The sequence below is a fragment of the Agrobacterium sp. 20P9.1.2 genome (assembly GCF_057799395.1).
The window spans coordinates 880,304-892,686 of record NZ_JBYOKI010000001.1 but is presented as its reverse complement, the minus strand read 5'-3'; the positions used below and the strand labels follow the sequence as shown (position 1 = coordinate 892,686).

The window sequence follows — 12,383 nt, the reverse complement described above, 5'->3', positions numbered from 1 at the left end:
ATGACGGACGTGCGGCGGGCGACTGCGGGCGATGAGCGCTCGTATGCCAAATTTGTGGACATTGCTGCATGGAGCGAAAAGCTCTCCGGAAACCTGTTGGCATTGGCCGCAGGTCCGACGAGCGCGCTGCCAATACCCCACCTGGAATCGCTGCTGAAGCGGCTCATCCCCGTTCTCATCCTGGCCTTTCTGGTTGTCGTGGCAGCCTCGCGCATGCTGGGCATCGTGGCCGAATCCGGACGGATGGAAGAATCGGCCCGGCAGGCAACCGCCCTCTCCGCTCTCGCCGCAAAAGCCTCCTTCAACGGGGCCGAAACCCTCTTCGCCATCCAGGATCGTGCCACAGCCGAAACCCGGCTTCGCACTTCCTTCCCGGCGGGCAGCCTCGATCATGACACACTGCTGCTGGTGGCTGGCAATGATGGCCGCATCTTCGGCGGCATCGGCAATGAAGCGTCTACCTATCTCGGAACGTCGCTCACCAATCTTCTGCCGGAAATCGCCATCGTTCGTCGCTTCCCCGGTGCGCCCGGCACCATCGAAACGGATATTGAAGGCGTCCCGCATTACGCAACCATGCTGTCGCTCGGCACCGAAGGCGGCATGATCATCGCTGCCCGTTCGCTGGAGCCGATCCGCTCCTTCTGGCGCAGCGAAGTCGCCATGAATGTCACACTGTTCACCGGCATCTCGGCCATTCTGCTGGTCATTCTCTATGCCTATTACATGCAAGTGAAGCGGGCACGTACGGCGGACGAAGTCTTCGTCGAATCCAACCTGCGTGTTGAAACGGCACTGTCGCGCGGGCGTTGCGGCCTTTGGGATTTCGATCTCTCCACCCGGCGCATGTTCTGGTCCACCTCTCTCTATGAAATTCTGGGTCTGCCTCCCAGAACCGAACCGCTTTCCTTCAGCGATGCCGCCCGCATGATGCATTCGGAAGACGGCAATCTCTACGAACTCGCCCGCTCCGTCGGCTGCGGCGACCTTCGCCAGATCGATCAGATTTTCCGCATGCGCCATGCCCATGGTCATTATGTCTGGCTGCGTGCCCGCGCTCAGGTCATCCACACATCCGCTGGCCCGCGCGTCATCGGCATTGCCATGGACGTGACCGAGCAGCACCGACTTGCCCAGCGTTACGCCGAAGCCGACCAGCGTCTTGCAGACGCCATCGAAAGCACATCGGAAGCCTTCGTGCTGTGGGACAAGAACGACCGTCTGGTCATGTGCAACGCTCACTTCCAGCAGGCTTACGGCCTGCCAGACAGCGTGCTGGTGGCCGGTACGGAACGCTCCGTCGTAAACGCCGCCGCCTGCCGCCCCGTGGTGGAACGCCGCGTGGCCGACCCGGATCAGTCCGGCCTGTCGCGTACCACGGAAGTCCAGCTTGCCGATGCCCGCTGGCTGCAAATCAACGACCGCCGTACCCGCGACGGAGGCCTCGTTTCGGTCGGCACCAACATCACTCTTCTCAAGCGCCATGAAGAACGCCTGCGCGATTCCGAAAAGCGCCTGATGGCCACCATTGGCGACCTCTCCGCCTCCCGCCACAAGCTGGAGCGCCAGAAGACTGAGCTTTCCGACGCCAATGCGAATTATCAGGCGGAAAAAGAGCGCGCCGAAGCCGCCAACACGGCGAAATCCGAATTCCTGGCCAATATGAGCCACGAGCTGCGCACACCGCTCAACGCCATTCTCGGCTTTTCTGAAATCCTGATTGCGGAAATGTTCGGCCCGGTCGGCTCCCCGAAATACAGCGAATATGCCCGTGATATCCATGATAGCGGCAAGCATCTGCTCAACGTCATCAACGATATTCTGGATATGTCGAAGATCGAGGCCGGCCACATGCGCATCAATCGCGAGAAAGTCGATCTGGCACCTCTGGTCGAAGAAACGCTCCGCCTCACTGCCATTCAGGCCGCGCAGAAGAACATCTCCATTCAGAAGCGCGTCTGTGATGACATGCACATGGCCGTTGATCGCCGCGCCATGAAGCAGATCATGCTCAACCTTCTGTCAAACGCGGTGAAGTTCACCGGCAATGGCGGGCGCGTGGAGCTTCGCACCCATGTTCATGACAAGGGCCTGATGGTCACCATTGCCGATACCGGCATCGGCATTCCCTCTGCCGCCATCAACAAGATCGGCCAGCCATTCGAGCAGGTTCAAAGCCAATATGCCAAGAGCCAGGGCGGCTCCGGCCTCGGCCTCGCCATCTCCCGCTCGCTGGTCAAGCTGCATGGCGGCACCATGAAAATCCGCTCCCGCGAGGGCAAGGGCACCGTCGTCGCCCTGATGATCCCTCACACGGTTCCCGCGCAGCAGCATCCTTTCATGGAAACCAAGGTCGTCACCCTCATCGAGACGCTTCGCCCCGATGAGAGAAGGTTCAAGACCCTCGCCGAAGCGTGAAGCGCGTCAGTTCTGACGGAATTCCCAGTCGCAGCGCAAAGCCCGGCCACAGCGCCGTGCCGTTGTTCACGTAAAGCTGCATGCCACCGACCGTATAGAAGCCGGACACGAAGCCCTGATTGGCGCGCGCGACCAGCCGGTCAAGACCCCACACCATGCCGCCATGTGTATGGCCGGAAAGCTGCAAGGCGATGCCCTGCTGCGCATTGCGCTCCGCCTGCATCGGCTGGTGATCGAGCAGAATGATCGGCGCCTGCTCCGGCGCTCCATTGATTGCAGCCGCGACATCCGGCGCCGGAAAACCGGTTCTGGTGGATGAAAGATCGATCACACCGGCGATCACGAGCTTTTCGCCGTTCCTGTCGATCACGGTATGGCTGTTGGCCAGCGTCGTCATGTTCAGGCCCTGATAATATTTCATCCACTCTTCATAGCCGAAGAAATATTCATGATTGCCCGGAATGGTGAACACGCCGTCGCGGGCTTTCAGATTGGCCAGCGGCGCAATGTCTGCCGTACGCGCCTCGACGCTGCCATCGATCAGATCGCCGGTGATCACGATGACATCGGCATTCAGTGCATTGGTTTTATCCACCACTGCCTTTGCCCAGAATTCGGGAAACAGGCGGCTGATATGCAGGTCCGTCAGTTGCACCATCTGATAGCCATCGAACGCCTGCGGCAGCCCTGGTATGGTGACCTCTATATCTTTCAACGGCGGCACGCGGATCGCTTGGGCAACGGCAAAGGACGACAATCCCAGCGCTGCCAACCCCATCGCATAGCGCACGCTCACCGGCACCGCCGGAAAATGCCCCTTGAACGGGATCAGAATGACCGAGACCACATCGAGCGCGATCTGAAACAGCGCCAGCAGCAGAATGGTACCCATCAGCACATTGAAGGTGATGATCAGAGGACGAAGAAACTCCGGCGCAAAGACCGAGCCGGAGGAAAGCCGATTGAACAAGTGATATTGTGAGGCGACCAGCAAGATCACGGCAATTCCCGCTTTGACAGACCATAGCCAAGGCAGTGGCTGGAGAAATCTGACGACAACGACCAGCCAGGGAATGCCGAATATGAGATGAAACATGAATATGCCTTTGTGTTTGATCTTGTCTACGCACGCCGCGCACCACCGGATCAATACACGAGATGGTGTATTGATCCGTGTGTCCTCTCGGAAACATGAATGCGGATGTAGGTCAGCCGCAGACGCGCGCCAACCTGTAAGAGCCGTTATTTCTGGCCGCCCTCAGCCTTTCTTGTTCACATCATAGCAAACAAAGGCAATCTTGTTGCCGTCGGGGTCGCGAACATAGGCCGCGTAGAACCCTTCACCGTAATCGGGACGCAGGCCCGGCGCACCCTCATCCGATCCACCATTCGCCATGGCATGGCCATGCAGCCTGTCGATCCGCGCCGAATCATCGATCAGAAAAGCCGTCATCGTTCCATTGCCAACGCCAGCCTTATCGCCATTGAAGGGATAACCCGTGGCAAAACGCGGCGCGTTCGTGTCCGCCTTGTCTCCCCAGAACGCAACCTGCTCGTCCTTGTAGCACTGCTTCAGCCCCATCTCGGCAAACACCGGATCATAAAACCGCACCGCGCGGTCCAAATCCGTCGTACCAACCATGGTGTATCCAATCATTCGCCTGTCTCCGTCCTGTCTGAACCTTGTTGTCGTCTCGTGTCGATGGCGCGTTCGATGCCTGGGGCAGCGTGGTCATGAAACCACGAAACCAGTTTACGAATGTCATCCGCCGCTGGCGGTTCTTGTTCGCCAGCACCGATCGTCTCTGCGGCAGCCTGTGCCATTGCAACCAGAATACGAGCCGTCTCTGGAATATAGGCCAGATCGACATCACTTTCGTGTCGGCTGCGAATAATCTTGTAGCGGAGATTTTTCGATGTAGTCCAGGCGCTTGCAAGAAAATCCTGAACGCTGACAGCCTGGCCGTTCACGTCTATGACAGCATCCCGGTCGCTTTCCGTATATCCCGCCGCCTCGATCCTCTCACACGTATCGATTGCTGCGTCGAGCATATCCCTAACCAAGTTCCAGTCGGTTTTCATGCGTCACTCCCCGTTCAGGCGCTATCCTTCACAACCGCAGAAAACGCCTTCCGCACGGTTTTCGAAAGGCGTTTCACTTCACCCTCCAGCGTGCTGATGTCCGGGCAATCACCTGCCCGGCAGAAGAGATCGATCAGGCCAGCTGGCGCTTCCTTCGGTTCGAAATCGCTGTCAATGCACAGGCGAATGATCTGGGAAAGCTCAGTGAAGAGATTAAGCGCAGCCATGCAGTCGTCATAGGTCTGCGGCTCCATCGCGCCTGCCGCCACACGCTTCCACACATCCGCCGTGCTTTCACCTGCCACATGCGGCGGCAGGCCCTTTGCGGGTGCGACCAGCGTCAGATATTGCGCGATGAACTCCAGATCGACCAGCCCGCCGGGGATCAGCTTGAAATCCCAGATATTGGCAGGCGGCTTTTCCTCACCGATCAGCTTTCGCATCTCGGCCACATCAGCCGCAATCTTCGTCACATCCCGCTTTTGGGCGAGAACGGACGCGATGATACGCTCGGCATCCTCGATCAGCGAGGCATCGCCACAGATCAACCGCGCGCGCGACAGCGCCAGATGTTCCCATGTCCATGCTTCCTCACGCTGGTACTTCTCGAAGGTGGAGATACGTGTCGCCACCGGCCCCTTGTTGCCGGAGGGGCGCAGCCGCATGTCCACCTCATAAAGAACACCTTCCGCCGTTGGCGCCGAAAGAGCCGAGATCAGCCTCTGCGTGATACGAGTGAAATATCTGACGGCATCCAGCGGCTTCGCCCCATCGGATTCGGAGGCCGCATCGTCGTAATCGTATAGCAAAATCAGATCGACATCGGAGCCCGCCGTCAGTTCAAACGAGCCCAGCTTACCCATGCCGACGACAGCAACGCGACCACCCGGATAGGTGCCATGCGCCGTCTCCATCTCAGCCATGACAGCGTTGACCGCAGCCTCTATCACGAGGTCAGCAAGATAGGTAAAGGCACGCGCCGCCACCTCGCCACGGATGGCTCCCGTCAGCAGCCGCACACCGATCAGGAACCGTTGTTCTGCGGCGAAGATACGCAGGCGGTCGAGAATGTCTTCATAGTGCCGGGCCGGGGCCAGAAACCCCCGCATGCGCTGGCTAAGATATTCCCGCGTCGGAATTTCCGTCATCAGCGCCGGGTCCAGCATGCCATCGAACACATGCGGGCGCGCTGCGATAATTTCCGCCAGTCGCGGCGCGGATGACATGATCGTCACCAGCAGAGACAGCAGTGCCGGATTGTTGCCCAGCAGCGAAAACAGTTGAATACCGGCAGGCAGGCCAGAGAGGAAATTATCGAAGCGCAACAACGCCTCATCGGCCCGCTTGCTCTCACCAAAAGCCTTGAGCAAATCAGGCGTCAGTTCCGTCAGTCTCTCCCGCGCCTCCACGGATTGCGTGGCGCGGTAGCGACCATTGTGCCAGGTGCGGATAACGCCGGACATGGATTCGGGCCGCTCGAAACCCAGCCGTGCCAGTGTCTTCAGCGTATCAGGGTCATCCTTTTGACCGGTAAAGACCAGATTGCCGCTTTCGCCGGACAGCTTGGTTTCCTGCTCGAACAGCGCCGAATATTTGCGTTCCACCAGCCGCAGCACCTCTTCCAGTTTTTCGGAAAACGCCTTGGTATCGGCAAAGCCGAGCATGAAGGCAATGCGCTTCAACTCCGTTTCAGTATCGGGCAGAATATGCGTCTGCTCGTCGCGCACCATCTGAATGCGGTGTTCCACCTCGCGCAGAAACCAGTAGGCGTCCGTCAGCTTGTCGCGGGTACTGGCGTCGATCCACTTCGCCTCCGTCAGCGCCGCCAGCGCTTCCTGCGTCGAGCGCACCCGCAGAGGCGCCATTCGCCCGCCCGCAATCAGCTGCTGCGTCTGCGCAAAGAATTCGATCTCGCGAATACCGCCGCGACCGAGTTTGACATTGTGCCCCTTCACCGCAATCGCACCATGGCCCTTATGCGCATGGATTTGCCGCTTGATGGAATGGATATCGGCAATCGCCGCATAATCCAGATATTTGCGAAACACGAAGGGCGTCAGTTCGCGCAGGAAGCTTTCGCCAGACTTTATGTCACCCGCAACCGGCCTAGCCTTGATATAGGCCGCCCGCTCCCAGTTTTGGCCCCTGCCCTCATAATAGGTCAGCACCGCCTCTACCGGTATGGCGAGCGGCGTGGAGCCGGGGTCGGGGCGCAGCCGCAGGTCGGTTCGGAACACATAACCATCGGCTGTGCGCTCCTGCATGATACGGATCAGACGGCGCATCATGCGTCCAAAGATTTCCAACGCATCCAGCGGGTCGGGAATGATGCCGGAAGACGGCTCGAAAAATACAACGGCATCGATATCGGAGGAATAATTCAGCTCCTGCGCACCCAGCTTGCCCATGCCCAGCACGATCAGGCCCGAACCTTCACTCGGCGCATCGGCATTCTTCAGTGTCAGCTTGCCGCTGTGGTGGTTGGCCAAAAGCAGATGGTCTATGGCTGCGGCGAGACTCGCATCGGCCATATCGCTCAACCAATGGGTCGTGTCCCGCGCTACGAAAATGCGCGCCAGATCGGCCAGAGCGGAAATGAAGGAGAGCCTTCTTTTGGCAACACGCAACCGCGTCATCACCTCCGCCTCGCTTGGGACTGTACCGTCGCCATCCGGCCGCCAGCAATTGCGGGCGTCTTCGACCAGCCGCGCCAGCGTTGCATCCAGCGGCCCTGAAATCGCCAGCGTCAGCAACCCCTCATCCGACACCACCGCATCCCGCAGGTAGGGAGACAGCGATAACGCCTGCGCGATAAAATCCTTGAGCGGCCTGTCGCTTGCCAGAAGTGCTGCAACATCCGGCTCGCTTTTGCCGATATCCTTCAGGGTGGAAAGAACGGATTTCAGCTCCGTTTGCGTATAGGCCCGGATCACCCCCGGCTGCACATCGTCCATCCGTCTTTCGACGGTTGCGGCTTTTTGCACTGTCTCTCTCCCTTGCACGCTGAATGCCATCCTCACGGAATCGGCTTCATTGTTTTTGGGTACGACCTTACGGTGTGGAAACAGGAAAAACCATCGAAACAGTCAGGCCGGGTGCCTCGGCATTGTCAGGATCGGTGTCGGAAAGCCGCAGCGAACCGCCATGCAGCTCCATCACTGCCTCTACCAGCGAGAGGCCCAGACCCGTTCCGGGCTTGGAGCGGCTTTCATCCAGCCGCACGAAACGCTTGATCACCTCGTCGCGCTTGGCTTCTGGTACACCGGGGCCATTATCCGCAACGGACAGAACGATGGTGTTGTCCTGCCGCGCCAGCCGCACGGCCAGCGCTTTCTTGCCCTCATGCCCACCGGCATATTTGATGGCGTTGTCGATGAGGTTGGTCAGCGCCTGGCCGATCAGTTCGCGGTTGCCCTGCACGATCAGCCCCGGCGCAATATCCGCCGTCAGCGTCAAGCCTTCCTCGTCGGCAACGGGCTCGTAGAGCTCGGCACTATCTTCGGCAATCGCCGACACATCCACATCGCTCATCTCTGCCGCGATAGAGCCTGCCTCGACACGGGAAATCATCAGCAGCGCGTTGAAGGTGCGGATCAGCTGGTCGGATTCGGCAATAATGCCCTCCAGTGCCGCCCGGCGCTTGGCATCATCCCGGTCTTCCAGTGCCTCGGTCGCCTTGTTGCGCAGGCGCGTCAGCGGCGTTTTGAGATCATGGGCGATATTGTCGGAAACCTGCCGCAGCCCCTCGTTCAGCTTCTCGATGCGCCCCAGCATGGCGTTCAGCGAACCCGACAGACGGTCGAACTCATCCCCGGAGCGGCCCTGCGGCAAACGCTGCGAAAGATCGCCCGCCATGATCTTCTTGGTCGCATCCGACATGCGGTCGATGCGTTTCAAGGCATTGCGGCCAATGGCAAACCAGATGAGAACCGCGCCGCTGCCCATAATGGCCAGTGCCACCATCAGCGCATTACGCACCAGCAGGCGGAATTTCGTCGGTTCGCCCAGATCGCGACCGACCAGAATACGCAAGCCATTGTCGAGGCGGAAGATATTGGCTGTAGCCAGATGCTTCACGCTATCGCCGCTTTCGGAATAGCGCTCGTAGCCGAAGGGAAACTCGGTCCAGCCTTCACTGTCGAAAACACCTGGCTGCACGGAAGCGACATTGCCCGCCAGAATTTCCCCATTCGGCCCGGCAATCACATAAAGGCTTGCCCCCGGTTGCCGGGCACGGCGCTCCATCATCCGCAAAAGCGGGTTGATACCGCCGCGATTATAGACGCGCTGAACGTCGTTCACTTCCTGCTGCACGGCATCGCGCGTCTGCTGGTTCAGCAGGCCTTCGGAGAGAGCAGTTACGTAGAAAACGAGGAAGGCAGCACAAAGCGCGAAAAGGAGGATATAAAGCGCCGAAAGGCGCACCGCCGTCGAGCTGAACAGAAGACGAAGACGGATCATGAGGCGGCGTTACCCCTCGTCCTTCATCATATAGCCTGCGCCGCGAATGGTCTTCAACAGCGGCTTGTCGAAATCCTTCTCGATCTTCGAGCGAAGGCGCGAAACATGCACGTCAATGACATTGGTCTGCGGATCGAAATGATAGTCCCAGACATTTTCCAGCAGCATGGTGCGCGTCACCACCTGGCCCGCATTCTTCATCAAATATTCCAGCAGGCGAAACTCGCGCGGCTGGAGGAGTATCTCCTTGCCATTACGTTTCACGTCATGGGAAAGCCTGTCGAGTTCCAGATCACCAACACGGTAGATCATATCCTGCTCAGGCTTGCCCTTGCGGCGGCCCAGCACTTCGATACGGGCCAGCAACTCGCTGAACGCATAGGGCTTCGGCAGATAATCATCGCCACCGGCGCGCAGACCCGTCACGCGGTCGTCCACTTGGCCCAGTGCAGACAGGATCAGCACCGGCGTTTCGATACCGCGGCGGCGAAGCTCGCTGATAACGGATAGCCCGTCGCGGCGCGGCAGCATGCGGTCGATGACCATCACGTCGTAGGCATTTTCAACGCCCATGAACAAGCCGCTCTCGCCATCGCTGGCGTGATCGGCCACAATGCCCGCTTCCCGGAACGCCTTAGTCATATAGGCCGCAGCTTCCAGATCATCTTCGATAACAAGAATCTTCATGTGCGGGACAATAGCGTTGTCTGTATCAACCGCACAACCGGAAACAGATGCGGGAAACGATTCCTGTGCCTTGTTTTCCATGGGGTTTCTCCGACCACGTTGCGGTGTCTGATAACGGCAAAGCGGGGCGGAAGAGGCAATCCCCTCCCGCCCCGCTGAATGATCAACCCTGGTCGATATCCAGCGCAATGAAGCGGCTGCCATCTTCCGTCTGGATCTGGAACAGAGCCTTGGAACGACCGTCCTTCTTCGCCTGCTCGAGGATTTTCTCGACATCACCGGCAGAAGCAACCTGCTGGTTGTTGACGGTGGTGATCTTTTCGCCGGTCTTCAGGCCGCGGGCCGCAGCATCGGAGTCGGGATCGACATCGGTAATCGCAAGGCCTGCACCGTCATCCGAAGGGGCAACCGTCAAGCCGAGGCTGGACAGTACCTTATCGCTGGAAGGCTGAGCGCTCTTGCTGTCGTTCTGGGTCGCCGTTGCCTTGGATGCGTCGTCACTTGCAAGGTCACCCAAAGTTACGGTCACAGGCTGGGACTTGCCACCGCGCCACAGCGAAAGCTCGACCTTGGTGTTCGGCGCAAGTGCACCGATGCGGCGCGAAAGATCGCGAGCGTCCTTGATCGTATCGCCATTCAGCGCAGTGATGATGTCACCCTGCTTGATACCGGCCTTGTCACCGGGCGAACCGGCCTGCGGTGCAACCACAAGTGCACCCTTAGCTTCGGAAAGGCCAAGCGACTCGGCAATATCCTTGCTCACAGGCTGAATTTGCACGCCCAGCCAGCCGCGCTCAACCTTACCGTCCTTGATCAGATCCTGCACCACATCCTTGGCAACGGATGCGGGGATGGCGAAGGCAATACCGACGCTACCACCGGATGGAGAGAAGATGGCGGTGTTGATGCCAACCACTTCACCATTGAGGTTGAAGGCAGGACCGCCAGAGTTACCGCGGTTCACAGCGGCATCGATCTGGAGGTAATCGTCATACGGACCGGAACCGATGTCACGACCGCGTGCCGAAATGATACCCGACGTTACGGTGCCGCCAAGACCAAATGGGTTACCCACGGCCACGACCCAGTCACCAATGCGAATTTTGCTGTCGTCGGCAAACTGAACATAGGTGAACTTGCGGTTCACATCCACTTTCAACACGGCCAGATCGGTGCGTGCATCGCGGCCAACCAGCTTGGCGTCATATTCAGTACCGTCATTCATGACGACGGTGTATGCGGAACCATCATCGACGACGTGATTGTTGGTGACCAGATATCCGTCTTCGGAGATGAAGAAGCCGGAACCCTGTGCCACAGGGCGCAGCGGGCCTTTGCCATCACGATGGGCCTTCGGGCCACGGTCAGCGCGCTTGTCGCCTTCACCGGCACCCGGGCCGCCGAATTCCTTGAAGAAACGCTTCAGCGGGTGGTCATCAGGCAGTTGGTCGAGACCACGACCGCCAAAGTTAAACGAGAAATTGCTGTTGTCATCGGAAGCAGGCTGCACATTCGATTGTACGCGCACCGAAACAACCGCTGGCGAAACCGCATCGACCACATTGGCGAAGCTCGGTACCTGCGGCGCGGTCACTTCAACCGGTGCTGCAAAAGAATGCATGATTGGCCCTGCCACACCGGTCGTCAGCATCAGTGCTGCGAGGCCTCCAACAGCGGAAGACTTGAGGATGGTCTTCAACGAGGGACGTCCGTTTTGCGAATTAGACATGGAACTTACCTTCTTTCTTCATTCAGACTGGAGCCCGGCGTGACCGGGGAAGCGGTGGATGATGAAGATATAGGAGGCTTCACCTTACAGCGAAGTGTCTGGCGCGTGAAAAATCCGTAATGTTCGGGCATTTGCGGGAGAGAGGGGTTTGAGGGATAGTTAAATTATTGGAATGGTTTGCGTTTCTTTATTTTAACCTGACGCAACAAATTAGAGGCAGCGTCTGTGGCTCACCCCCCTCTGTCCTGCCGGACATCTCCCCCTCAAGGGGGGAGATCGGAAAGCCACACGCTCCTCAATCAATCCGCATCGTTCAAGATGGCCGAGAGCTATCCACGAGTCGATCTCCCCACCTGAGGCGGAGATGCCCGGCAGGGCAGAGGGGGGTGAGCCACGCACTCAAGCATACGAGCAGCCACCCTACCCCAACAAATCCCGAATCCGCGCCTCTTCATCCACCGTCAGCTTCTGCCCCTCAGACACCGCTACTCGACGCCGCCCAAAAACGAAAATCGCCGTCGCCCCAATCAATATCAGCACAACCGGCGCACCCCACAGCGCAATCGTCCGCGCACTGAACCGCGGCTTCAGCAGCACGAATTCGCCGTAGCGGGACACGACATAATTCATCACCGCCTCGTCGCTATCACCCTGCGTCAGCCGCTCGCGCACCAGCACCCGCAAATCCCGCGCTAGCTCCGCATTGCTGTCATCGATGGACTGGTTCTGGCACACCATGCAGCGCAGCTGCACGGTCAGCGCCCGTGCGCGGGCCTCCAGCGCCGGGTCAGAGAGAACCTCGTCGGGGTTGAACGCGAATGCGGGGAGTGCGGTGAACAGGAGGGTGAGAAACAGGGCGATGGTTCGTAGGTGGCGGAAAAGACCCCCTCTGGCCTGCCGGCCGTCTCCCCCACAAGGGGTGAGAAACCACGCGGCAATCACGCGGCCCAATGAAAACGAAAAGCGTGAAGCCGGGTTAAGCCCCTCCCCCTTGTGGGGAGGGGTT

General features: G+C 59.1%; 8 protein-coding genes and 1 pseudogene. 1 reads left to right on the top strand and 8 read right to left on the bottom strand.

Translation table 11 applies throughout. The features are described 5' to 3' along the window. A pseudogene (locus AC27VJ_RS04400) lies at positions 1-2,316 on the top strand (PAS domain-containing sensor histidine kinase); the annotation flags it as partial. Positions 2,317-2,395: 79 nt separating this feature from the next. Here AC27VJ_RS04400 and AC27VJ_RS04395 read toward each other — a convergent pair. The 8 genes from AC27VJ_RS04395 to AC27VJ_RS04360 all read right to left on the bottom strand — a co-directional run bounded on the left by AC27VJ_RS04395 (position 2,396) and on the right by AC27VJ_RS04360 (position 12,238). Then, the gene (locus tag AC27VJ_RS04395) at positions 2,396-3,514 is read right to left on the bottom strand and encodes a metallophosphoesterase (protein WP_488682952.1); all 1,119 of its coding nucleotides are present in this window, start codon (positions 3,512-3,514) and stop codon (positions 2,396-2,398) included. Positions 3,515-3,676: 162 nt separating this feature from the next. Then, positions 3,677-4,075: a VOC family protein gene (locus tag AC27VJ_RS04390; RefSeq protein WP_488682951.1), complete on the bottom strand. Its 399-nt coding sequence runs from the start codon at positions 4,073-4,075 to the stop codon at positions 3,677-3,679. Beyond that, on the bottom strand, positions 4,072-4,500 hold the full coding sequence (locus AC27VJ_RS04385) for a hypothetical protein (RefSeq protein WP_488682950.1): 429 nt from the start codon (positions 4,498-4,500) through the stop codon (positions 4,072-4,074). The genes AC27VJ_RS04390 and AC27VJ_RS04385 overlap by 4 nt, the downstream gene beginning before the upstream one ends. A gap of 14 nt (positions 4,501-4,514) precedes the next feature. After that, the gene (locus AC27VJ_RS04380) at positions 4,515-7,514 is read right to left on the bottom strand and encodes a bifunctional [glutamine synthetase] adenylyltransferase/[glutamine synthetase]-adenylyl-L-tyrosine phosphorylase (RefSeq protein ID WP_488682949.1); all 3,000 of its coding nucleotides are present in this window, start codon (positions 7,512-7,514) and stop codon (positions 4,515-4,517) included. Positions 7,515-7,551: 37 nt separating this feature from the next. Further along, entirely contained in the window at positions 7,552-8,961 is a 1,410-nt protein-coding gene (locus AC27VJ_RS04375; protein WP_113087200.1) for a sensor histidine kinase, read from the bottom strand. Between the two features lie 9 nt (positions 8,962-8,970). Beyond that, positions 8,971-9,729 (bottom strand): response regulator transcription factor, encoded by a 759-nt coding sequence (locus AC27VJ_RS04370; RefSeq protein ID WP_082453638.1) that lies wholly within the window; start codon positions 9,727-9,729, stop codon positions 8,971-8,973. Positions 9,730-9,811: 82 nt separating this feature from the next. Continuing rightward, positions 9,812-11,377, bottom strand: a complete 1,566-nt coding sequence (locus AC27VJ_RS04365; RefSeq protein WP_353576246.1) for a Do family serine endopeptidase — start codon at positions 11,375-11,377, stop codon at positions 9,812-9,814. A 420-nt stretch (positions 11,378-11,797) separates the two neighbouring features. Beyond that, positions 11,798-12,238, bottom strand: coding sequence for a cytochrome c-type biogenesis protein (locus AC27VJ_RS04360; protein ID WP_488683187.1), 441 nt, complete (start codon positions 12,236-12,238; stop codon positions 11,798-11,800). Between the last annotated feature and the right edge of the window lie 145 nt (positions 12,239-12,383).